Below are 22,930 nucleotides of genomic sequence, written 5' to 3' on the forward strand. Positions count from 1 at the left end.
CGGGCGTCACCCGCCCGCACCCCCACCTTTTGCTGCTGGGCGGGCCCGGGCGGCTCAGGCCCCCGGCCCGCCTCCCCGTTTTCCGCGGGTCGTGATCACGCGGGGTCGCAGGGGCGGTTTACGCGTGGGGGCGCGGGCCCGCCCCCACGCGTACCAAGGTGAGCCTTACGTGTGAGCTGGAATAGATACTGCTAGCGTGCAGTTGCGCATTGATTGCAATAGCAGTTGGCACGCTGAGGGGACCGGATTACACGCATGGCCATCTACACGCTTCCCGAGCTTCCGTACGAGTACTCGGCTCTGGAGCCGGTGATCAACCCGCAGATCATCGAGCTGCACCACGACAAGCACCACGCTGCCTACGTCAAGGGCGCGAACGACACCCTGGAGCAGCTGGAGGAGGCACGGGACAAGGAGAACTGGGCCGCCCTGAACGGCCTGGAGAAGAACCTCGCCTTCCACCTCTCGGGCCACATCCTGCACAGCATCTACTGGCACAACATGGCCAGCCCGAAGACCGGCGAGGGCGGCGGGGAGCCGACCGCGGCCGACGGCCTGGGCGAGCTCGCCGACGCGATCACCGAGTCCTTCGGTTCCTTCGCGAAGTTCAAGAAGCAGCTGACCTTCGCCTCCTCCGCCACGCAGGGCTCGGGCTGGGGCGTCCTCGCGTACGAGCCGGTCAGCGGCCGCCTGATCGTCGAGCAGATCTACGACCACCAGGGCAACGTCGGCCAGTCCTCCGTGCCGGTCCTGGTCTTCGACGCCTGGGAGCACGCCTTCTACCTGCAGTACAAGAACCAGAAGGTGGACTTCATCGAGGCGATGTGGAACGTCGTCAACTGGCAGGACGTGGCCAAGCGCTACGCCGACGCCAAGGCCAACACCCCGCTGCTGATCCCCGCCAAGGGCTGACCGCAGCCGTCCGGGGGACCGCCCCCGCCCGGGTGGGGGCCGCCCCCGCCAGCCCGTCCGCCTCGTGATCGTCTTCTCAACCTTCACGGGCGGGCGTGTCCAGCAGGAGACCCCCGTGAGGACGTGACTCACGGGGGTCTCCTGTCGCCCTGCGGAGATCGGCTCAGTCGAAACGGGGTCCTTCGTTCCGCGTCCGCTTGATCTCGTAGAAGCCCGGGGTGGAGGCGACGAGCAGGGTCCCGTCCCACAGGCGGGCCGCGGACTCGCCGCGCGGGGTCGGCGTGACGACGGGGCCGAAGAAGGCCACCTCGCCGCCGTCGGCGCCGGGCACGGAGATCACCGGCGTGCCCACCTCCTCGCCGACGCGCGAGATGCCGTTGTGGTGGGAGGCCCGCAGCACTTCGTCGTACTCGTCGGAGTCCGCGTAGTCGATCAGCTCGGCCGGCAGGCCGACCTCCTCCAGGGCGGCGGCGATGACCTCGCGGGTCGCGCCGAGGTCCTGGTTGTGGATCCGGGTGCCGAGGGCGGTGTAGAGCTTGCCGGTGACCTCGTCACCGTGCTTCTGCTGGGCGGCTATGACGACGCGCACCGGAGCGAACCCCTTCGGGCCGAGGATCTCGCGGTAGCGCTCGGGCAGCTCGTCCAGCTTGTTCTCGTTCAGCACGGCGAGGCTCATCACGTGCCAACGCACCTCGACGTCGCGGACCTTCTCGACCTCCAGCATCCAGCGGGACGTCATCCAGGCCCAGGGGCACAGCGGGTCGAACCAGAAGTCGACCGGGGTCTTCTCGCGCACCTGGGTGTCGGTCATGTCTCTCCTTGATCGGACGATCCAACCGTGGTCATGTCTTCCTGGCCAACCGGGCCGGGGCGGGCCGCATTCCCCGTGGGAGGATTCCGCCCAGTATCGAGATCTCGCACGAAGGAGTGCACGTGCCCGGAGAGAATCTGTCCCGTGACGAGGCCCGTGTCCGGGCGGAACTGGTGTCGGTCGACGGGTACGAGGTCTCGCTCGACCTACGGTCCGCCGTGGAGGGGGCCGAGTCCGCCGAGGGTCCGAGGACCTTCCGCTCGGTGACGACCGTCCGCTTCCGGGCGGCCGCGCCCGGCACGTCCACCTTCGTGGACCTGATCGCGCCCTCCCTGAACTCCGTCACCCTCAACGGGCGGGAGCTCGACCCGGCTTCCGTCTTCGACGGGGCGCGCATCACCCTGGACGGCCTGGCCTCCGAGAACGTCCTCGTGGTCGACGCCAACTGCGCGTACAGCCGGACCGGCGAGGGCATGCACCGCTTCGTCGACCCGGAGGACGGCGAGGTCTACCTCTACACCCAGTACGAGCCGGCCGACGCCCGCCGGGTGTTCGCGAACTTCGAACAGCCCGACCTGAAGGCGCCGTACCGCTTCGAGGTGACCGCGCCCGAGGGCTGGCAGGTGTGGAGCAACGGCGCGGAGGAGTCCCGCGAGGGCCTGACCCGGCGGTTCACCGAAACCGCGCCGATCTCCACGTACATCACCTGTGTGGTGGCGGGCCCGTACCACTACGTGACGGACACCTACACGCGCGGGGACCTGACGATCCCGCTGGGCGCGATGTGCCGCAAGGGGCTGGCCAAGCACTTCGACGCGGACGACGTCTTCCTCGTCACCAAGCAGGGCTTCGACTTCTTCCACGAGCACTTCGACTACCCGTACCCGTTCGGGAAGTACGACCAGGCGTTCGTCCCGGAGTACAACCTCGGCGCCATGGAGAACCCGGGGATGGTGACCTTCCGCGAGGAGTACATCTTCCGCGGGAAGGTGACGCAGGCGTCGTACGAGCGGCGCTGCAACACGATCCTGCACGAGATGGCCCACATGTGGTTCGGTGACCTCGTCACCATGAAGTGGTGGGACGACCTGTGGCTGAAGGAGTCCTTCGCGGACTTCATGGGCTCCTTCTCGCAGGTGGAGGCGACCCGCTTCGACACGGCGTGGGTGACCTTCGCCAACAGCCGCAAGGCCTGGGCGTACCGGGCGGACCAGCTGCCCTCGACGCACCCGATCACGGCCGACATCCGCGACCTGGAGGCCGCCAAGCTCAACTTCGACGGCATCACGTACTCCAAGGGTGCGGCCGTGCTCAAGCAGCTGGTCGCGTACGTGGGGCGGGACGCGTTCCTGGAGGGCGCGCGGCGCTACTTCAAGGCCAACGCGTACGGGAACACCACCCTGGACAACCTGCTGTCGGTGCTCGGCGAAGTCTCCGGGCGGGACATGGCCGAGTGGTCGCGGGCCTGGCTGCAGACGGCGGGCGTGAACGTGCTGACGCCGGTGGTGACGTACGACGCGGGCGGCCGGGTGACCGAGCTGGCCGTCCTCCAGGAGGGAGACGAGCTCCGCCCGCACCGGGTCGCGGTCGGCCTGTACCGGCTGGAGGAGGGGAAGCTGGTCCGCTTCGCGCAGGCCGAGGTGGACGTGGCGGGGGCGCGGACGGTCGTGGCGGAGCTGGCCGGGCTGGAGCGGCCCGACCTGGTGCTCGTCAACGACGACGACCTGACCTACTGCAAGGTCCGCTTCGACGAGGGCTCGCTGGAGACGCTGCGGACGCGACTGGGCGACATCACGGACCCGCTCGCGCGGGCGCTGTGCTGGTCGGCGCTGTGGAACCTGACCCGCGACGGGCTGGTGCCGGCGCGGGACTTCATCTCCCTGGTCCTGGCCCACGCGGGTCGCGAGAGCGATGTCGGCGTGCTGCAGATGGTGCACTCGCAGGCGCTGGCCGCGCACGCCCACTACGCCTCCCCCGCATGGCGCCAGCAGGGCGGGCGGGTACTGGCGGCGGGCGCCCTGCAGGAGCTGCGGCGCGCGGAGCCCGGCTCCGAGCACCAGCTGACGTGGGCCCGGTTCTTCGCGGCGGGTGCGGCGACGGAGGGCGACTTCCAGCTGCTGCTGGGCCTGCTGGACGGTTCGGCGCGGATCGACGGACTGGAGGTGGACCAGGAGCTGCGCTGGGACTTCCTGCTGCCGCTGGCCGCCCACGGCGCGGTGGACGAAGCCGTGCTGACCGCGGAGCTGGCCCGGGACGACACGGCGTCGGGCAAGCGGCACCAGGTGCGCTGCCTGGCGGCGCGGCCGTCGGCGGCGGTCAAGGACCAGGCGTGGGCGGCGGTCGTCGAGTCGGACACGCTGTCGAACGCGCTGGTTGAGGCGACGATCGCCGGTATGCAGCAGCCCTCGCAGCGGGCCCTGCTGGCCCCGTACGCGGACCGCTACTTCGAGGTGATCGAGCGGATCTGGGCGGAGCGGTCGATCCAAATCGGCATGCACGTGGTGCGGGGCCTGTTCCCGGCGCTCCAGGACAGCGGGGCGACGCTGGAGGCGACGGACGCGTGGCTGTCGGCCCACGAGGACGCGGCGCCCGCGCTGCGACGGCTGGTGCTGGAGGGCCGGGACGACTTGGCCCGGGCCCTGCGCGCCCAGGCCTGCGACGCCGCCGCCGAGTAGCGGCCGCCGCCCGGCTTTCAGGGGGCTCCGCCCCCGAACCCCCGCGCCTCAAACGCCGGCGGGGCTGTCTTCGGCCCCGCCGGCATTCCTAGAGCTGCGCGCAGCGCCGCACCGACCCCGCCGCGCCCATACGCCGCCGGCTATCGGCAATCGAACGGCAGTACTTTAGTGCTGTCTTGTCCAGATTTGTCGACGGGACGGTAACAGCGGTTAGGAGGAGTCCCCGGGGCGGGAATCTCCGCGGCATGAACCACAACGCACCCCTCCCCCTCGCCCACCTCACCGACAGCCGCCCCCGCGTGCTGACCCTCGCCCAGCTTCGCGAGCACGGCGTCACCGCCTCCGACGCCGCGGACCGCTCCTGGCAGGAGATCCTGCCGGGCGTCTTCCTCCTGCACTCCGGGGCCGCCACGAGCGAGGAGCGGCTGCACGCGGCCCTGCTGTACGCGGGCCGGCGCGGCGGCGAGGTGATGGTCACCGGCCTGGCCGCGCTCGCCCTGTACCGGTTCGGCTGCACCCCCGCCCTGCTCTCCCTCCCGCAGATCGACGTGCTCGTCCCGCACACCCGCCGGCTGCGTTCCGTCGGCACCGTCCGCATCGTCCGGACGCACACGCCGCCCCGCCCGGTGGAGGTGACCGGGCTGCCCGTGGCCCCGGTGGCCCGGGCCCTGGCCGACGCCGTCGCCCAGCTCTCCGACGCCGGGACGGTGCGCCGCCTGCTCAGCGAGGCGGTCCGCGCCGGGCACTGCGAACCCGCCGCCGTGGTGAGGGAACTGACGGTGGCCCGACTGCTGAACCGGCCGCACGTCGTGGACGCCGTCGAGTCCCTCCTCGCCGAGGGGCGGGCCATCGCCGAGGACCGGCTGTACCGGCTCGTCCGCGGCTTCGACCTCCCCGAGCCGGTGTGGAACGTGGACCTGCGCCTGCCCGCGGGCCCGCACCTGGGCGGGGTCGACGCGTACTGGCCCGAGCAGGCCGTGGCCGTGGAGATCGACACGCGTGCGCCCCGGCAGGGCGAGGACGAGGACTGGTCGGAGGCCGTGCGCAAGCGCGAGGCCCTGGAGCGGCTCGGGGTGACCGTCGTCCACGTCACCCCGCGCAAGCTGCGCGACTGGCCCGAGCAACAGGCCGCGGTCCTGCGGACCGCCCTGACGGCGGCCGAGGACCGCGAGCCCGCCGCTTACCTGGTGGTGCTTCCGCGGTGAGGGGGCGGCGCCGGGTTCGCCGGCGAGTACTCCGGGGTGCTCCACAGCAGCCGCCCCGGGTGCAGGGCCTCGACGGCCTCCTCGACGTGGAAGACCACGGCGCGGCCGCCGTCCGCCCCGAACTCCGTCCGCGCCCGGCCGCTGAGCTGGAGCACCGCCCCGGTCTCCCAGTCGGGGAAGAGGAGCCCGGCCCTCGGGTCGGCGGCCAGGTTCCCCAGGGTGAGGAACATGGCGTTGCCGGGGTAGTCCGGCCAGGTCAGCTCGGTCGGCGACAGCACCTCCACGAAGCCCGGCAGGCCGCCGCGGTGGCTCGCCTCCGTGCGGCCCCCGGCGGTGGTCGCGACGAAGAAGGTGTCCGCGGTGCGGACGGCCCGCTCCTGGCCCGGGGTGAGCGCTCCCCCGCGCCGCACGACCCCGGGACCCTCGGCGATCCGCTCCAGCGGCTGCCGTTTCTGCAGGTACTTGGGGCAGTTGGCGAAGACCTGCTCGGCCGCGACGGCGAACCCGCCCGGGGTCGCCGCCAGGATTCCGTTCAGCCGCATCCGGCGCCGGGTGCGCGGGTCGAGGGCGATGGTCCCGACCCGGGTGCCGTCGGCGGCGAGGGCTCCGGCGAGCGGGTCCCCGGCCGGGAGCCCGCCGGCGACCGCCATACGGCGGGCGTCCACGGCCCGGACGAAGCCGGGAGGGCCGGTGAGCAGCGAGGCCCACAGCCGCCCGGCGGTGTCGGCGGCGCCGACGACCAGGTGCGGCTGCCGCTCCAGGAAGGCCGCGGCGACGTCCTTGATGTCCGTGCCGATCGAGCGGCCGACGTGCTCGGCGAGCTCGCGCACGCCGACCCGTTCCTGCACGGCCAGCGAGCCCGGGTGGTACCGGTCCATGACGACCTCCTGCGTCGGTCCGCGGGCTTCTAGAAGAAGCCGCAGGTCGGGGCCCCCGGCGTGGGGGCGGGTGCGCCCTCGGCGCCCTTCGGGGCGGAAATCTCCAGGCGGGTGCCGTCGGGGTCGTGGAAGAAGATCCCGCCGGAGGCCGCGCCTTCGCCGTGGGCGACGACGCCGTCGTAGGCGAACGGGACGCCCAGGTCGCGCAGCCGCGTCTCGTACGCGCGGACCCCGTCGATGCCGTCGGCGCTGAACGCCAGGTGGTGCAGTCCGGCCGCCGCAGGGGCGTAGCCGCTGTCGGCCTGCTGCCACAGGGTGAGGACGAGTTCGCCGTCCCGGCCGAGGAAGGCGAAGCGGCGGTCCTCCTCCGTTCCCTCGCCGAGGAGGTCGAAGCCGAGGGCGTCTCGGTAGAAGACGAGCGAGCGGGTGAGGTCGGTGACGTTCAGGCCGATGTGTCCGGTGCGCAGCGCGCTGATGACAGCCGTCACGGCTGCCCCCTTTCGACGGGCCCCTACGGTCTCCCAGCGGGGCGCTCTAACCATCTAAATCCAAATTAACGGTTAGACCCAGGGACGTCAACCGGTCACGTACCCTTGAGGGGTTAGCAGGCGTACGCGAAGGAGCGGCGAGATGGCCACGGAGGCGACGGCGGACCCCCGCCCCCTGACGGGTGAGCCGATCGCCCTGGACCTGCTGAACACGCGCTGGATGCACGACGGCGCACCGGTCGACCTCTTCGCCGGCGCCTTCGGGCTGACCCGCATGGAGGGGCTCGCCCTCTGGCTGCGCAGCGCCGGGCTGGCCGACCGCTTCCGCGCCGACCCCTCGACCCTCGTCCACCTGCTGACCGCCCGCGAGGCACTGGCCCGCGCCGTCGCCGACCCGGCGGACGGGAGCGCCCGCGAGCTGGTCGACGCCGTCCTGGAGCACGGGCGCATCCGCGCCACCCTGACCGCCGAAGGGCCCGGCGAGCGGGCCGAGTTCGACGACCGCTCGTGGGGTCCGGCCTGGACGGCCGCCCGCGACTACCTGGAACTGCTGCGCTCGGCGCCCGACCGGATCCGCAAGTGCGCCTCGGAGACCTGCGTGCTCCACTTCCACGACACCTCGCGGAACGGGACCCGGCGCTGGTGCTCGATGTCCGCCTGCGGGAACCGCGCGAAGGCTTCACGTCACTACGCGCGCACGCGCGAGCGCTGAAACGCCGGAAGTTGTCACACCCGACCGGCGGCTGACCGTACCCGCCCCCCCTGTCACAAGGTCGGGAAGTCGACAAATCAACTCACTGACCCCCCTGGTTCACCGGGGTATGCCCTGGTACGACCCCGATGGCGCACGCCGCGCGCTGGCGGGAGTCCGCCATGTCAGGTCTCGGTAAATGACAGACCTCCCCAAAGCCCTGTCGCGTGAGGAAAGCTGACCGGTCATCCGGCACCGAATACCGGAGCGTTTCTTTCACTTAGCCAGGGATGCTGATGACCTTCGAATCCCCCAGTTCGATATCCGGGGCCCGGCGCGTCGCACGCGTCGCGGCCGCGGCCGGCCTGGTGGCCGCGCTCTCCGCGACGGGCGCCGTGCCCGCGTTCGCGGCGACCGGCACCGGCACCGGCACGCCGGGAACCGGTCCGGCCGTCAAGTCCGCCGACCAGAAGCTGGGTTCGGCCGATGCCGAACTGCTGCAGGAGGCCAAGGCCAAGGGTGACGCGACCGTCACCGTCATGGTGGCCACCGCCCCGGGGCAGACCAAGCAGGTCGCCGACCAGCTCACGTCCGTCCAGGGCGCTTCGGTCGGCCAGGCCAACGACAAGCTCGGCTACGTGCGGGCCACCCTGCCGACCGGCAAGGCCGAGGCCGCGCTGAAGGCCGCCGCCAAGCTGTCCTCCGTGCACGCGATGGACCTCAAGCACGAGATCCAGCTTCCGGACCCGCGCCCCGACGCGGGCAAGGAGTCGGGCAAGGCGCAGAAGACCGCATCCGAGAACTACGCGGCGCCGGACAAGAACACCCCGGCGAAGAACCCGTACAACCCGTCCTTCGAGACCGGTTCGGTGGACTTCGTCGCGAAGAACCCGCAGGCCGACGGCCGCGGCGTGACCATCGGCATCCTGGACTCGGGCGTCGACGTCGCCCACCCGGCGCTGCAGAAGACGACCACCGGCGAGCGCAAGATCGTCGACTGGGTCACCGCGACCGACCCGATCGTCGACAACGACGGCACCTGGCGTCCGCAGGTCACCCCGGTTTCCGGTGCCTCCTTCACCGCGGGCGGCCAGAGCTGGAAGGCTCCGGAAGGCTCGTACCAGTGGAGCCGCTTCACCGAGTCGATCACCGCCAACGGTGACATGAAGGGCGACGTCAACCGCGACGGCGACACCACCGACCGGTTCGGCATGCTGTACGACGCGGCCGCCGGCACCGTCCGCGTCGACACCGACCAGGACAACGACTTCACGAACAACGAGCCGATGAAGCCGTACAAGGACGGCTACCAGATCGGCTACTTCGGCACGGACAACCCGGCGACCGAGGTCTCCGAGCGCATCCCGTTCGTGATCCAGATCCGCAAGGACGTCCCGATGGACCCGCTGGGCGGGGACTGGGTCGGCAAGAAGGCCGACTTCGTCAACATCGGCATCATCGAGTCCGAGCACGGCACGCACGTCGCCGGCATCACCGCCGCCAACAGCCTCTTCGGCGGCAAGATGAACGGCCAGGCGCCCGGCGCCAAGCTCGTCTCCTCCCGCGCCTGCTCCTGGTCCGGCGGCTGCACCAACGTCGCACTGACCGAGGGCATGATCGACCTCGTCGTCAACCGCGGCGTGGACATCGTCAACATGTCGATCGGCGGCCTGCCGGCGCTGAACGACGGCAACAACGCGCGCGCCGAGCTCTACAAGAACCTCATCGACACCTACGGCGTCCAGCTCGTCATCTCGGCGGGCAACGAGGGCCCCGGCGTCAACACCATCGGCGACCCCGGCCTCGCCGACAAGGTCATCTCCGTGGGTGCCGCGGTCTCCAAGGAGACCTGGGCCGCCAACTACGGCTCCGGCGTGACCAAGAAGTACAACATGTTCAACTTCTCCTCGCGCGGCCCGCGTGAGGACGGTGGCTTCACGCCGACCATCACCGCCCCCGGCGCGTCCATCAACACCATCCAGACCTGGCTGCCCGGCGCGCCGGTGAAGGAGGCGGGCTACGACCTGCCGGCCGGCTACGGCATGCTCCAGGGCACCTCGATGTCCTCGCCGCAGGCGGCGGGCGCCGGAGCCCTGCTGCTCTCCGCCGCGAAGCAGCACAACATCAAGCTGACCCCGGCCGCGATGCGCGTGGCGCTCACCAGCACCGCCAAGAAGATCGAGGACGTCCCGGCGCACGCCCAGGGCGCGGGCCTGCTCGACGTCAACGAGGCCTGGGAGTCCGTCCAGCGCGACGCCAAGGCCAACGAGTTCACCGTCAAGGCTCCGGTCGACACCGCGATCGACCAGTTCCTGAAGACCCCGGGCTTCGGCACCGGCCTCTACGACCGCGAGGGCGGCCTGAAGGTCGGCCAGAAGAAGGTCTACGACGTCGTCGTGACCCGCACCACCGGCGTCAAGTACGGCACCCGCCACAACCTGAGCTGGCGGAACAACGACGGCACGTTCAAGATCCTCGGCGGCTACGACTACGTCACGCTTCCGCTGAACAAGCCCGTCACCATCAAGGTCGAGGCCAACGCCAAGACGGCCGGCGTGCACAGCGGCATCCTGCAGCTGGACGACGAGACCACCGAGGGCATCGACAAGCAGGTCCTGACCACGGTCGTCGCCGCCGCTCCGCTGGCGAAGCCGTCGTTCACGCTGTCGGAGACCTCCTCCGTGCAGCGCAACAGCCACAAGTCGTACTTCGTCACCGTGCCGCAGGGCGCGAAGACGCTCGAGGTCGCCCTCGGCGGTCTCGCGGCGGGCAGCCAGACGCGCTTCATCTCGATCCACCCGTACGGCGTGGGCGTCGAGGACAGCGCCACCACCCAGTGCTACCCGAACTACGACAACCCGGCCAACAAGTGCCGCCCCGACCTGCGCTCGTACGAGAACCCGGCCCCGGGCGTCTGGGAGATCGAGGTCGAGTCGCGCCGTACGTCGCCGCTGCTGGACAACCCGTTCAAGCTGGACGTCAGCGTCCTCGGCGCGGGCTTCGACCCGGCGGTCAAGGTCCTGCCCGAGGTGAAGCAGGGCACCCCGGCCCCGGTCCAGTGGACCGTCAAGAACGAGGCCGCGGCCATCTCCGGCGGCAAGCTCCAGGGCGGCCCGCTCGGCTCCGCCAAGGTCGCCAAGCCGACCATCGCGGGCGGCGAGCAGCAGACCACCACGGTCACCATCGGTGAGGGCGTCTCCCGCCTGGACGTGGCGATCGGCAAGACGTCCGACACCGGCGCCGACCTCGACCTCGACGTCCTCAAGGACGGCGTGAAGGTCGGCTCCTCCGCCGACGGCGACTCCGAGGAGACGGTGAGCCTGGTCAACCCGGCCGCCGGCACCTACACCATCGTGGTCACCGGCTACGCCGTTCCGGCCGGCTCCACCACGTACGACTACCGCGACGTGTACTTCTCCTCCGGCCTCGGCTCCGTCCAGGTCGACGAGGGTGCCGCGGTGAACCTCGCCAACGGTGCCTCGGTGGCCGTCTCGGCCAACGTCGTCGCGAACGCGCCCGCCCCCGAGGGCCGGCAGTTCTTCGGCGAGGTCAAGCTGCTGAACTCCCGCGGCACCGCTGCCGGCACCGGCAGCGTGCAGATCGAGAAGGTCCTCCCGTAACGGGGGGTCCTTCCGGTCGAAAGACCGCTGGACGCATGACCGCATGACCGCATGACCGCATGACGAAGGGGCGGGCGCCACGGCGCCCGCCCCTTCCGCACGTCCCGGGCGACCTCCTCAACCGCCGGGGACCGCTCCGGTCAGTTGCCGAGCGAGCGCAGGTCCTGGGCGTAGGTGCCCACCGAGTACGCGATGACGTCGAGATTGGTGTCGAAGGCCTTGACGTCGATGTTCTTCAGGTCGTCGCCCGCCCCGTGGTAGTTCGGGTCGTAAGGGGCGCCGGCCGTGCCGCCGTAGCGCCGGGCCTGCTCGGCGGTCTTGATGCCCTCGGCACCGGTGAAGGTGCCGCCGGCCGGGATGCCGTTCGCGATGAACGGACCGTAGTCGGAGCGACCGTCGAAGTCGGTGCCCTCGTGCGGCTCGCCCTTCCGGTCGAGGAAGCCCTTGATCAGCGCCTCGATCTGCGCGGAGCCGGCCGGGCCGGGGCCCGCGCCCTGCTTGTCGGAGTCGTCCCCGTCGTACACGAACTGGACCGGGTTCGGCGAGGCGATCATGTCGAAGTTCAGGTAGAGCGCGATGCTCTTCTTCTGCTCCTCGGACAGCTGCGCCACGTAGTGCCGGGAGCCCAGCAGGCCCGCCTCCTCCGCCGACCACCAGGCGAAGCGGACCTTGTTCGCGGGCTGCCCGCCCTTGCCGCGGGTCCGCTCGGCCAGCTTCAGGGCGACCTCCAGCAGGCCGGCCGAGCCGGAGCCGTTGTCGTTGATGCCCGGGCCCTCCTTGACCGAATCCAGGTGGGCGCCGACGGTGACGACGCGGTCGGCGCGGCCCCCTCGGGTCTCCGCGATCACGTTGCGGGTGGTCTTCCTGATGTGCTCCTGGTCCACCTCCAGGCGGACGCTGACCTCTCCCCGGCCCGCGGCCTCGGTCAGCGCCTGGCCGTCGGCGAGGGTGATTCCCGCGCTCGGGATGGTCGCCTCGGCGGGCGAGGAGAAGGAGCCCTGCACGGGGGTGGTGCCGCCGTGGTTGTAGACGATCAGGCCGATGGCGCCGGCCGCGGCGGCGGCCCGCTGCTTCTCGAAGAAGGTGCAGGCGCCCCGCTTGACCAGGGCGATCTTCCCCTTGAAGGCCCCGGCCGGGTAGTCGTCGGCGTCGCAGCCCGGGGTCTCGTCGACGCGGGCGAGGGCGAGGGGGGCGGTCAGGCCGCCCACCGGGGTGGAGGGGGTGAGGGTGAAGGCGGCGGTGGCCAGCTCGCGCGGTTCCGCGCCGAGGACGGTGGTCTTCTGCGTCTTCGTGCGCGCCTCGTAGATGTAGAAGTCCTGGTACGAGACCTGGTACCCGGCCTTCTTCAGGGTGTCGTGGACGTAGGCGGCGGAGGCGGCGTGGCCGGATGTGCCGGCGGCCCGGTTGCCGCCGTTGGCGTCGGCGATCCGCTGGAAGCTGGCCAGGTGGCGTTGGGCGCCGCGGGCGGTGACCTCCTCCACCAGCTTCTTGGCGAGCCGGCCGTCGCGCGGGTGGGCGTCCGCCGGGGCGGCGGCCAGCAGGACGGGTGTGGCGACGGCGGCGGCCGCGAGGGCGGCGAGGGTCGGTATCGACCGTCGGCGGCGGATGGCGCGCACGGTGTTCCCCCAGTTCGTAGTGCGGAACGCGTGTCCGGATAGCGGGCACGACAGACCGCACCGTAACCGGTCGCCATCCTGCAAATGGGGCGTTCGGGCCTGCCGCAACAGGGCCGTCACGGATTCGTCACAGGGGTTCACGACCGGAACGTCGTCCGCTCCTCGGACAATGGATTGGACAAGCCTCGTGGGGTCGAACGCATGATGGCTTCACGCGCCCGCGTCGTACGCACCAAAGGAGTCACCGTGAGGGTTGGAATCGTCGGAGCCACCGGCCAGGTCGGCGGAGTCATGCGCAGCATCCTCGCCGAGCGCAAGTTCCCGGTGGACGAGCTGCGGCTGTTCGCCTCGGCCCGTTCCGCGGGCTCGACCCTGCAGTGGGAGGGCCGCGAGATCACCATCGAGGACGCCGCCACGGCCGACTACACCGGCCTGGACATCGTGCTGTTCTCCGCGGGCGGCGCCACCTCCAAGGCCCTCGCCGAGAAGGTCGCCTCGCAGGGCGCCGTCGTGATCGACAACTCCTCCGCCTGGCGCAAGGACCCCGAGGTCCCGCTGGTCGTGTCCGAGGTGAACCCGCACGCGATCAAGAACCGCCCCAAGGGCATCATCGCCAACCCCAACTGCACCACCATGGCCGCCATGCCCGTGCTGCGCCCGCTGCACGAGGAGGCCGGGCTGACCGCGCTGGTCGCCACCACCTACCAGGCCGTGTCCGGCTCGGGCCTGGCCGGTGTCGCCGAGCTGCGCACCCAGGCTTGCGCGGTCGCCGAGCAGGCCGACCAGCTGGCGTTTGACGGCGAGGCCGTCGAGTTCCCCGAGCCTGGCGTCTACAAGCGCCCGATCGCCTTCAACGTGCTGCCGTTGGCGGGCTCGATCGTGGAGGACGGCTCCTTCGAGACCGACGAGGAACAGAAGCTCCGCAACGAGTCCCGCAAGATCCTGGAGATCCCGGACCTCAAGGTCTCCGGAACCTGCGTGCGCGTCCCGGTCTTCTCCGGCCACTCCCTCCAGGTCAACGCCCGCTTCGCCCGCCCGATCAGCGTGGAGCGCGCCTACGAGCTGCTGAAGGACGCCCCCGGCGTCGAGCTGTCGGAGATCCCCACCCCGCTCCAGGCGGCCGGCAAGGACGCCTCGTACGTCGGCCGCATCCGCGTGGACGAGACCGTCGAGCACGGTCTGGCGCTCTTCCTGTCCGGCGACAACCTCCGCAAGGGCGCGGCCCTGAACGCGGTCCAGATCGCCGAGCTCGTCGCCGAGGAGCTCGGCCGCTCCTGACCCGCCCCGCCGCGCGAGGGAGTGGGGGGGGGGGCGCGGGGGGGCGGGCCCCCCCCCCCCCCCCGGCCCCCGGGCGGCCCGCCCGCCCCCCCCCCCCCCCCCCGGGGGCGGGGGGGGGGGCGCCCCCGCCCGCCCCCCCCCCCACTCCCTTCTGTTTCAGAGCGCCAGGTGGCGCCGGAGCGCGGCATCGATCTCGGCCATCCGCCGACGCGGCACCGTGCCGATCCGCTGGCGCACGCGCTCCACGGTGACCGCGCGGATCTGCTCGCACTGGACCTTCGAGTCCTTGGGCAGGCCGGCCTCCTCGGCCGAGAGGAAGACCTGGAACGACAGCACGCGGGCCGTGTTCGACGTCAGAGGAACCACCGTGACGACGCCGCGGCCGTGGCGCTCCACGGAGTCGTTCGCGGCGTTGTGCGAGACCAGGACCGCCGGCCTGGTCTTGTTCGCCTCGCTTCCGCGCACGGGCTCCAGGTCGATCATGTGGATGTCACCCCGCCTCATCGCTGATCCCGTCCCCCGACGCCCGATCCCACAGGGCTGCGTCCTCGCCGCCGTCCCACTCGGCGAACGCCTCGGTGTACTCGGCTTCCAGCTCGGCCTGCCGTAGCAGGTCGATGGCCGCGTGGATCACGGCCGAGCGGGAGTCGGCGTCCGTCCTGGCCGCGTATTCGTCGACGAAGGCCACGTCCTCCTGGGGCAGGCTCACACTGATCTTCATACCCACGATGCTACCGCGGTAGCACAACGACGACCACCCTCCGCCGGGCGCTCCGCTGGCAGCGTAGCTACAGGCCCGTTGCGGCTGCGGCATGGAAGGATGACCGGGAACGTCACCATCGAAGGAGATGAACGCGTGCCTGGCACGAATCTGACGCGTGAAGAGGCCCGGCAGCGGGCGAAGCTGCTCAGCGTCGACTCGTACGAGATCGACCTCGACCTGAGTGGGGCGCAGGAGGGCGGTACGTACCCGTCCGTGACGACCGTGCGCTTCCGGTCCGCCGAGGCGGGCGCGGAGACCTTCATCGACCTGGTCGCGCCGGCCGTGCACGAGGTCGTCCTCAACGGCACGTCCCTGGACGTGGCCGCCGTGTTCCGGGACTCGCGCATCGCGCTGACCGGCCTGCTCGCCGGGGACAACGAGCTGAAGGTGGTCGCGGACTGCGCGTACACCAACACGGGCGAGGGCCTGCACCGCTTCGTCGACCCGGTCGACCAGCAGGCCTACCTGTACACCCAGTTCGAGGTGCCGGACGCCCGGCGGGTCTTCGCCAGCTTCGAACAGCCTGACCTGAAGGCGACGTTCCGGTTCACCGTGAAGGCGCCCGAGGGCTGGACGGTCATTTCGAACTCCCCCACGCCGGCGCCCGCCGAGGTCGTGGACGACGTCTGGCGCTTCGAGCCGACCCCGCGCATCTCCACGTACGTCACCGCCCTGATCGTGGGCCCGTACCACTCGGTGCACAGCACCTACGAGGGCAAGGACGGCCAGTCGGTGCCGCTCGGCATCTACTGCCGGCCCTCGCTGGCCGAGTTCCTGGACTCGGACGCGATCTTCGACGTCACGCGGCAGGGCTTCGACTGGTTCCAGGAGAAGTTCGCGTACGACTACCCGTTCGCCAAGTACGACCAGCTGTTCGTACCGGAGTTCAACGCGGGCGCGATGGAGAACGCGGGTGCGGTCACCATCCGCGACCAGTACGTCTTCCGCTCGAAGGTGACGGACGCGGCGTACGAGGTCCGCGCCGAGACCATCCTCCACGAGCTGGCGCACATGTGGTTCGGCGACCTGGTCACCATGGAGTGGTGGGACGACCTGTGGCTGAACGAGTCGTTCGCGACGTACACCTCGATCGCCTGCCAGGCGTACGCCGAGGGCTCGAAGTGGCCCCACGCGTGGACCACGTTCGCCAACTCGATGAAGACCTGGGCGTACCGGCAGGACCAGCTGCCGTCCACGCACCCGATCATGGCGGACATCCGTGACCTGGACGACGTCCTGGTCAACTTCGACGGCATCACGTACGCCAAGGGCGCCTCGGTCCTCAAGCAGCTCGTCGCCTACGTCGGCATGGAGGCGTTCTTCAAGGGCGTGCAGGCGTACTTCAAGGCGCACGCCTTCGGCAACACGCGCCTGTCGGACCTGTTGGACGCCCTGGAGGAGACCTCCGGCCGCGACCTGGCGGCCTGGTCGAAGGCATGGCTGGAGACCGCCGGCATCAACGTGCTGCGCCCGCAGATCGAGACGGACGCGAACGGCGTCGTCACCGCCTTCGCGGTCGCCCAGGAGGCCCCGGCGCTGCCCGCCGGCGCCCAGGGCGAGCCGACGCTGCGCCCGCACCGGATCGCGATCGGCCTGTACGACCTCGACGGCGGCAAGCTGGTGCGCGCCGACCGGATCGAGCTGGACGTCGACGGCGAACTGACCGAGGTGCCGGAGCTGGTCGGCCGTACGCGCCCGGCGGTCGTGCTGCTCAACGACGACGACCTGTCGTACGCGAAGGTCCGCCTCGACGAGCAGTCGCTGGCCACCGTCACCGCGCACCTGGGTGACTTCACCGAGTCGCTGCCGCGGGCCCTGTGCTGGGCCTCGGCCTGGGACATGACCCGGGACGGCGAGCTGGCCACCCGCGACTACCTGTCCCTGGTCCTGTCGGGCATCGGCAAGGAGTCGGACATCGGCGTCGTGCAGTCGCTGCAGCGGCAGGTGAAGCTGGCGGTCGACCTGTACGCCGACCCGGCGTGGCGGGAGCAGGGCCTGGCGACCTGGACCGAGGCCGCGCTGGAGCACCTGCGCGCCTCGGAGCCGGGCAGCGACCACCAGCTGGCGTGGGCCCGCGCGTTCGCGGCGACGGCCCGCACCGAGGGCCAGCTCACCTACCTGAAGGCGCTGCTGGACGGGGCCGCCGAGGTCGAGGGCCTGGTCGTGGACACCGAGCTGCGCTGGGCGTTCCTGGAGCGGCTGGCCGCGACGGGTGTCGTGGACGAGCCGGAGATCGCGGCGGAGCTGGAGCGCGACCGTACGGCGGCGGGCGAGCGGCACGCGGCGACGGCGCGCGCGGCGCGCCCGACGGCCGAGGCCAAGGCGGCGGCCTGGGCTTCGGTGGTGGAGTCCGCGGACCTGCCGAACGCGGTGCAGGAGGCGGTGATCGGCGGCTTCGTCCAGACCGACCAGCGCGAACTGCTGGCCCCGTACACGGCGAAGTACTTCGAGATGGTCAAGGGGATCTGGGAGAGCCGCAGCCACGAGATCGCCCAGCAGATCGCGGTGGGTCTGTACCCGTCCCTCCAGGTCTCCGAGGCGACGCTGGCCGCGACGGACGCCTGGCTGGCCTCGGCCGAGCCCAACGCGGCCCTGCGCCGCCTGGTCTCGGAGTCCCGCGCGGGCATCGAGCGCGCCCTGAAGGCCCAGGCGGCCGACGCGGCCGCGGCCGGCGCCTGACGCGCGGCGTCCGCAGCGCGGTGACCGACGTCGCGCGGCGGTGAACCGACCGGTGCCCCGGTCCGCTGAGGCGGTCCGGGGCACCGGCGCGTGGCCGTCATGCCTGCGGAGAGGCCGTCCGCAGCGCGGCCACGTCCTGCAGGGCCCGTACCACCCGGGCCAGGGCCGGGGCCGACTCCGCTCCGCGGCGGGTGGCCGCGATGACGTGACGGGTGGGTCGGTCGTGGGCCAGGACGCGGACGGCCACGCCCGCGGCCCGGCTCGACACCATCCGGGGGACGAGGGCCACGCCCATCCCGGCCTCCACCATGGAGAGGATCGCGGTCCAGCCGGCCGCGGTGTGCGCCTGCTCGGGGACGAAGCCGGCGGCCTCGCACGCGGTGCGGGCGATCTCCTGCCAGGGGCCGCTGCCCCCGTAGATCCACGGGTCGCCGGACAGGTCCGCCAGCCTCAGGTCCGGCGCCCGCGCCAGCGGGTGGTCCGGCGGCAGGGCCACGTCGAGCGGGTCCTCCAGCAGCGTGATCCGGGTGAACCGGGCGTCGCGGGCGGTCGGGGCGTGCGCCGCCAGCGACAGGGCCAGGTCGACCGTCCCGGCGGAGAGCAGCTCGTACGACTCTGCGGCCTCGGTCTCCCGCACCCGTACCCCCACCCCGGGGTGGGCGGCGCGCAGGGCCGCGACCGCGGGGACCACGAGCACCGGCACGGCCGTGGAGAAGGCGCCGATCCGGACCTCCCCCACGTCCCCGGCCTGGTAGCCGGCCAGCTCGGCGTCCGCCCGCTCCAGCTGCGCGAACACCGCGTCCGCGTGCCGCAGGACGAGCTGTGCGGCGTCCGTGAGGCGGACCCGGCGGCCGTGGGCCTCCAGCAGCGGTACGCCCACCTGCCGGGCGAGGTTGGTCAGCTGCTGCGAAACGGCCGAGGGCGTCATGTGCAGCGCCTCGGCCGTCGCGGTCACGGTGCCCCGTTCGGCGAGGGTCCGCAGGATCCGCAGTTTCTTGATGTCCCACTCGGTCACGGAACGAACCTACCGCCGGGCCCCCAGGCCCACGCCGCCCAGGATCAGCGCCATGCACAGCAGTTCGCCGGGGCCCGTGCGCTCGCCGAGCAGCAACAGGCCGAGTCCGGCGACGCACACCGGTTGGAGGTAGTAGACGACGCCCGCGCGGGCCGCGCCGATGAGGGAGACGGCCTTGTTCCAGGCGAAGAAGGCCACCGCGGAGGACATGACGCCGACGTAGAGCAGCATCCCGGCGGTGCCGGGGGTGACGGCGAAACCGCCCTGGAGCCGGAGCGAGACGGCGTACGCGGGCGCCAGCATCAGCGCGCCGAGGACGAAGGTCGTCAGGAGGAAGGCGCGTCCGCCGAGCTCGGCGGGCTTGCGCCGGAGCAGTGCGCTGTAGGTGGCGAAGCACAGGGCGGCGGCGAGCATCCACAGGTCGCCGGCGCCGAAGTGGAAGCTCAGGGAGCCGTCCCCGACGAGGAGCAGCACACCGAGGACGGCGAGGAGCAGGCCCACGGTGCGCCGGGGGCCGAGCCGTTCGCCGCCGAGGCGGGCGTACAGCGTCATGACGACCGGTGAAGCCGCCATGATCATGCCCATGTTGGAGGCGGAGGTGGTCAATCCGGCCTGGTGGACGAGGGTGTTGTACAGGGCGACGCCGAAGAGCGAGGCGAGGGCGGTGAAGCCGAGGTGCTTGCGGACCAGCGCCCGCTGCCGCCACGCCTGTGGGGCGGCGAAGGGGGCCACGGCGACGGCGGCGATGATCCAGCGCCAGAAGACGGCCTGGACGGGCGGAACGCCGTCGGCCATGCCGCGGGTGGCGACGAAGCTGCCTGACCAGACGACCGTGGCGGTCAGGGCGAGGAGCACACCGAGGCCGGCGGGCCCGCAAGCCCCGGTCCCCTCGATCGCCGCCCGGCCTGCGGGCGTGGTCGGGCGGGTGGTGCGGACCCGGTCCATGACGGCCACGGTGTGTCTCCCCCTCGGGGTCTGGTCTTCGGCTGCCTTTTCGGCTCCTACCGTCGCACCCGGCCACTGGTCAGGTCCATCGAAACGTTTCGATTGTTCTTTTCAGTAGAACTGAAAGCTCCGGTCTTCGGGGCAGTAGTCGGGGCCGGGGCCGGCGGCTCGGCCGCCCGGGCGGCGAACACCTGCCCGGCGACGGTGGCGCCGAAGGCGATGGCCATGCCCAGCAGCTGTACGGGGGTCAGCGCCTGCCCGAGGGCGGCCCAGCCGATGACGGCCGCGGTGAGCGGGGAGAGCGGTCCGAGCAGGGTGACCGAGGTGGCGGTGAGCTGCCCGATGCCGCGGAACCAGAGCCAGTAGGCGATCCCCGTGTTGATCAGCATCATGTAGCCGTAGCCGAGGAGGGCCTTGCCGTCGAGCGCGGGCGGCGCCCCCTCGACCAGGGCCGCGACCGGGATGATGACCAGCCCGCCGGCGGTGAGCTGCCAGCCGGTCATGGCCAGTGGCCCGACGCCCTCGGGGCGTCCCCAACGCTTGGTCATGACGGTCCCGGCGGCCATGGAGGCGGAGGAGACGAGGCCGGCGAGGACGCCGACCGCGTCGAGCCGGGCCTCGGCGGTGAGGACGACCATGCTGACGCCGAACGCGGCCGTGACGGCGGCCAGTACGGTCCGCAGCCGCGCCCGCTCCCCCAGGAGGAGGGCGGCGAGCCCGACGACGAACAGCGGGCCGACCGAGCCGAGGACGGCGGCGACACCGCCGGGCAGCCGGTAGGCGGAGAGGAACAGCAGCGGGAAGAAGGCGCCGATGTTGAGCGAGCCCAGCACGGCGGCCCGCCCCCACCACCGGCCGGTGGGCAAGGTCCGGGACAGGGCGGTGAGCAGCAGCCCGGCGGGTAAGGCCCGCATGGCGGCGGTGAACAGGGGCCGGTCGGGCGGCAGCAGCTCGGTGGTCACGGCATAGGTGGAACCCCAGGACACGGGGGCGAGGGCGGTGACGGCGACGGTGGCGAGGCGCTTCATGGCGGGTGACTCCTCGATGGGGTGAGGAACGCGGGCGGAGGACCGGAGTGGCGGGGGCGGAACGGACCGGAGCGGCAGGTCGGGCGGCGGCCGGTCAGGCGGCGGCCGGGGCGGGAGCGGATCCACCCGCGCCCCGGTGCGGCCCCCGGTCCAGGGGCCCGGCCGGCGGCTCGGCGTACACGGCCCCGGCCGGGAGGTGCCGCTCCAGGCGGATCAGGGCGAAGGCGGCGCCGAGGGCGGCGACGGCGAGGACCGCCCAGGGCAGCCGGCCGTCGACGGCCAGCAGGGTGGTGAAGAGGGACGGGGCGAGGGCCGTGGCCAGCGAGTAGGACAGCTGGTAGGTGGCGAGGTAGCGGCCGCGCACGGCCTCCGGGGCGGCGGAGACCGACAGGGCCCCGCCCGAGGGGCTGTGCACCAGCTCGCCCAGGGTGTAGACGACGACGATGGCCAGCAGGGCGACGAGGGTCACGGTCTGCCCGGGGCGGAGCGTGCCGAGCACGATCTGTCCGACGAAGGCGGCGGCGAAGAGCAGGGCCCCGAAGGCGGCCGAGCGGGTGCGGCGGGCCCCCGAGCGCCGGACCCTGCTCGCGACCAGGACGCCGATCCCGGCGCACAGCGCGGTGTTGACGGTGAACGCGGCTCCGGTGAGGGAGTCGGGGCCGTGCAGCCACGTGGCGATGTAGAGCGGGAAGAGCACGGACAGGGCGGCGTAGCCCAGCGCGGTCAGGAAGTTGGCGGCGGTGAGCCCGAGGAAGGGCCGGTCGCGCAGGACCATCCGGTATCCGGCGGGCCCCCGCGCGGCGGAGCCGGCCGGGGCGCCGGCGGCGGGGCGGACCCGGGCGACGAGCAGCCCGGCGAGGGCGAAGGCGAAGGCGTTGCCCCAGGCGGTGTGGGTGAAGGCGGAGGTCCCCCAGAGGGCCAGCACACCGGAGACGATCAGGGCGCCCGCGCCCATCCCGGCGTTCTGCAGGGCCCGGAGGGAGGCCTGGAGCCGGTCGCGGGCGGAGCCGAGCGCCACCTCCCCGATCAGGGACTGCTGCACCACGGGGAAGGAGCGGTCGGCCAGGGCGGTGACGAGTGCGACGGCGGCGAAGGCGGGCAGCGAGTCGGCGAAGGGGTAGAGCGCGAACCCGAGCGCGCGGACCGCGTAGAGCACCAGGTTGGCCCGCTTGGCGCCGAACCGGTCGACGGCCGAGCCGGCCAGCGGCATGAACGCGAGCCCGGCCAGCCCGGTGGCCGTGAGGACCAGGCCGACCAGCGGGAAGGAGAGCCCGGTGACGTGGTGGAAGAAGACCAGCGAGAACGGTATGTACATGCCGATGCCGACGGCGCTGATGCCGACGCCGACGAGCAGCGGCCGCTCCCCCGCGACACGCCCCTCCCGTATCCCCGCCCCTGTTCGCGCGCCTGCCCCTGCCATGGATTCCCCCCGAAGTAGGTCGATAGCAAGTAGCTTACCCCTAAGCTACTTTTCGTCAAGCAACTTTCTTGCGAACGATCAGCGGGTGGGCGGATACTGCCGCCATGACCACCGAGGCCAACAAGGACGCCGTCGACGCGATCATCGACCAGTGGGCCGTGGAGCGGCCGGACCTGGAAACCGCCCCCATGGAGCTCTTCGGACGCATCTACCGGATCGCCCGGGCCATGGGGGACGCGATGGAGCGGGCCTACGCCCAGCACGGGCTCTCACGCGGCGAGTTCGACGTCGTGGGGACGCTGCGCCGCTCCGGCGCGCCCTACACCCTCTCGCCGCGGCAACTGTCGGCCACGCTCATGCTCACGACGGGCGGCATGACGGGCCGCCTGGACAAACTGGAGAAGGCGGGGCTCCTGTGCCGCAAGCCCGACCCGCACGACCGGCGGGGACTCCAGGTCGTGATCACCGACCGCGGGCTCGCCCTCGTCGACGAGGCCGTCTCCGCCGGCCTGGAGGTGCAGCGCGCCGCGCTGACCGGACTGACCGAGGAAGAGGTCACCGTGCTCAGCGGCCTGCTGCGGAAACTGCTCGCCGGCCTCTAGCCGAACGCCGTCACGGTCCCAGCCGTCGCCCCGGCCCGGCCGCCGGAGCCGGGGCACGATCCGCCGGCGCGGGACAACAGCACGCCGGCGCCCGGGCACGACAAGGCGCCGGAGGTCCGCACGGGGGCCGATGCGCATCGCACCGGCCCGCGGCCCTCCGGCGCCCCGGAAGCCTTGGAATGTGTGCCGTGCCGGTCCCGGAGAGGGCGCCGCCCCGCGCCGGCCGCAGTTATGAGGGGGCCGTCGGTGTGGTGGGGGGACATCACGCTGGTGGGTGTAAACAAAAGTGGCAGCGGGGGGGGTG

18 protein-coding genes are annotated in these 22,930 nt (G+C 72.0%); 8 read left to right on the forward strand and 10 right to left on the reverse strand.

Annotation, left to right across the window (positions count from 1 at the left end; all coding sequences use genetic code 11):
* The first annotated feature begins 255 nt into the window (after nucleotides 1–255).
* Entirely contained in the window at nucleotides 256–912 is a 657-nt protein-coding gene (locus ACFV7Q_RS31855; protein ID WP_385433786.1) for a superoxide dismutase, read from the forward strand.
* 163 nt (nucleotides 913–1,075) lie between these two features.
* Here ACFV7Q_RS31855 and ACFV7Q_RS31860 read toward each other — a convergent pair whose 3' ends face one another.
* Nucleotides 1,076–1,723 carry a DsbA family protein gene (locus ACFV7Q_RS31860; protein ID WP_385433788.1) on the reverse strand — a complete coding sequence of 216 codons (648 nt, stop codon included), beginning with the start codon at nucleotides 1,721–1,723 and terminating at the stop codon, nucleotides 1,076–1,078.
* Between the two features lie 122 nt (nucleotides 1,724–1,845).
* On the opposite strand from ACFV7Q_RS31860, the gene pepN (ACFV7Q_RS31865) reads away from it, so the two are divergent.
* Together pepN (ACFV7Q_RS31865) and ACFV7Q_RS31870 are read left to right on the forward strand one after the other, a co-directional pair.
* Nucleotides 1,846–4,398 carry an aminopeptidase N gene (pepN, locus tag ACFV7Q_RS31865; RefSeq protein WP_385433790.1) on the forward strand — a complete coding sequence of 851 codons (2,553 nt, stop codon included), beginning with the start codon at nucleotides 1,846–1,848 and terminating at the stop codon, nucleotides 4,396–4,398.
* Between the two features lie 245 nt (nucleotides 4,399–4,643).
* Nucleotides 4,644–5,603 carry a hypothetical protein gene (locus tag ACFV7Q_RS31870; RefSeq protein ID WP_385433792.1) on the forward strand — a complete coding sequence of 320 codons (960 nt, stop codon included), beginning with the start codon at nucleotides 4,644–4,646 and terminating at the stop codon, nucleotides 5,601–5,603.
* Here the strand turns inward: ACFV7Q_RS31870 and ACFV7Q_RS31875 are convergent.
* Nucleotides 5,579–6,481: a pyridoxamine 5'-phosphate oxidase family protein gene (locus ACFV7Q_RS31875; protein WP_385433794.1), complete on the reverse strand. Its 903-nt coding sequence runs from the start codon at nucleotides 6,479–6,481 to the stop codon at nucleotides 5,579–5,581. The genes ACFV7Q_RS31870 and ACFV7Q_RS31875 overlap by 25 nt on opposite strands.
* A 29-nt stretch (nucleotides 6,482–6,510) precedes the next feature.
* A complete protein-coding gene (locus ACFV7Q_RS31880) occupies nucleotides 6,511–6,969 on the reverse strand; it encodes a VOC family protein (RefSeq protein WP_385433796.1) in 459 nt (152 codons plus the stop codon).
* Between the two features lie 142 nt (nucleotides 6,970–7,111).
* Between ACFV7Q_RS31880 and ACFV7Q_RS31885 the strand changes: the two genes are divergently transcribed.
* Together ACFV7Q_RS31885 and ACFV7Q_RS31890 are read left to right on the forward strand one after the other, a co-directional pair.
* Complete coding sequence (locus tag ACFV7Q_RS31885) at nucleotides 7,112–7,681, forward strand: CGNR zinc finger domain-containing protein (protein ID WP_385433798.1); 570 nt, start codon at nucleotides 7,112–7,114, stop codon at nucleotides 7,679–7,681.
* A 275-nt stretch (nucleotides 7,682–7,956) separates the two neighbouring features.
* Nucleotides 7,957–11,280 (forward strand): S8 family serine peptidase, encoded by a 3,324-nt coding sequence (locus ACFV7Q_RS31890; protein WP_385433800.1) that lies wholly within the window; start codon nucleotides 7,957–7,959, stop codon nucleotides 11,278–11,280.
* Nucleotides 11,281–11,420: 140 nt separating this feature from the next.
* Here ACFV7Q_RS31890 and ACFV7Q_RS31895 read toward each other — a convergent pair whose 3' ends face one another.
* On the reverse strand, nucleotides 11,421–12,896 hold the full coding sequence (locus ACFV7Q_RS31895) for a M28 family metallopeptidase (RefSeq protein WP_385433802.1): 1,476 nt from the start codon (nucleotides 12,894–12,896) through the stop codon (nucleotides 11,421–11,423).
* A gap of 246 nt (nucleotides 12,897–13,142) precedes the next feature.
* Between ACFV7Q_RS31895 and ACFV7Q_RS31900 the strand changes: the two genes are divergently transcribed.
* Nucleotides 13,143–14,174 carry an aspartate-semialdehyde dehydrogenase gene (locus tag ACFV7Q_RS31900; RefSeq protein ID WP_385433804.1) on the forward strand — a complete coding sequence of 344 codons (1,032 nt, stop codon included), beginning with the start codon at nucleotides 13,143–13,145 and terminating at the stop codon, nucleotides 14,172–14,174.
* Nucleotides 14,175–14,330: 156 nt separating this feature from the next.
* Here the strand turns inward: ACFV7Q_RS31900 and ACFV7Q_RS31905 are convergent, their stop codons facing one another.
* Complete coding sequence (locus ACFV7Q_RS31905) at nucleotides 14,331–14,678, reverse strand: type II toxin-antitoxin system PemK/MazF family toxin (RefSeq protein WP_385433806.1); 348 nt, start codon at nucleotides 14,676–14,678, stop codon at nucleotides 14,331–14,333.
* Nucleotides 14,665–14,895 carry a type II toxin-antitoxin system ParD family antitoxin gene (locus ACFV7Q_RS31910; protein ID WP_385433808.1) on the reverse strand — a complete coding sequence of 77 codons (231 nt, stop codon included), beginning with the start codon at nucleotides 14,893–14,895 and terminating at the stop codon, nucleotides 14,665–14,667. The genes ACFV7Q_RS31905 and ACFV7Q_RS31910 overlap by 14 nt, the downstream gene beginning before the upstream one ends.
* A 135-nt stretch (nucleotides 14,896–15,030) precedes the next feature.
* Here ACFV7Q_RS31910 and pepN (ACFV7Q_RS31915) point away from each other — a divergent pair, with 135 nt between their 5' ends.
* Nucleotides 15,031–17,616 (forward strand): aminopeptidase N, encoded by a 2,586-nt coding sequence (pepN, locus tag ACFV7Q_RS31915; RefSeq protein ID WP_385433810.1) that lies wholly within the window; start codon nucleotides 15,031–15,033, stop codon nucleotides 17,614–17,616.
* 97 nt (nucleotides 17,617–17,713) lie between these two features.
* On the opposite strand, the gene ACFV7Q_RS31920 is transcribed toward pepN (ACFV7Q_RS31915), so the two are convergent.
* From ACFV7Q_RS31920 to ACFV7Q_RS31935, 4 genes are all read right to left on the reverse strand, one after another.
* Nucleotides 17,714–18,631 (reverse strand): LysR family transcriptional regulator, encoded by a 918-nt coding sequence (locus tag ACFV7Q_RS31920; RefSeq protein WP_385433812.1) that lies wholly within the window; start codon nucleotides 18,629–18,631, stop codon nucleotides 17,714–17,716.
* 9 nt (nucleotides 18,632–18,640) lie between these two features.
* Nucleotides 18,641–19,576: a DMT family transporter gene (locus tag ACFV7Q_RS31925; protein WP_385433820.1), complete on the reverse strand. Its 936-nt coding sequence runs from the start codon at nucleotides 19,574–19,576 to the stop codon at nucleotides 18,641–18,643.
* 56 nt (nucleotides 19,577–19,632) lie between these two features.
* Entirely contained in the window at nucleotides 19,633–20,604 is a 972-nt protein-coding gene (locus tag ACFV7Q_RS31930; protein ID WP_385433814.1) for an EamA family transporter, read from the reverse strand.
* A 94-nt stretch (nucleotides 20,605–20,698) separates the two neighbouring features.
* Nucleotides 20,699–22,024, reverse strand: coding sequence for an MFS transporter (locus tag ACFV7Q_RS31935; RefSeq protein ID WP_385433816.1), 1,326 nt, complete (start codon nucleotides 22,022–22,024; stop codon nucleotides 20,699–20,701).
* Between the two features lie 104 nt (nucleotides 22,025–22,128).
* Here ACFV7Q_RS31935 and ACFV7Q_RS31940 point away from each other — a divergent pair, with 104 nt between their 5' ends.
* The gene (locus ACFV7Q_RS31940; protein WP_385433818.1) at nucleotides 22,129–22,626 is read left to right on the forward strand and encodes a MarR family winged helix-turn-helix transcriptional regulator; all 498 of its coding nucleotides are present in this window, start codon (nucleotides 22,129–22,131) and stop codon (nucleotides 22,624–22,626) included.
* The last annotated feature ends 304 nt before the right edge of the window (nucleotides 22,627–22,930 follow it).

This window comes from Streptomyces sp. NPDC059851 (genome assembly GCF_042732005.1).
Lineage (GTDB): Bacteria > Actinomycetota > Actinomycetes > Streptomycetales > Streptomycetaceae > Streptomyces.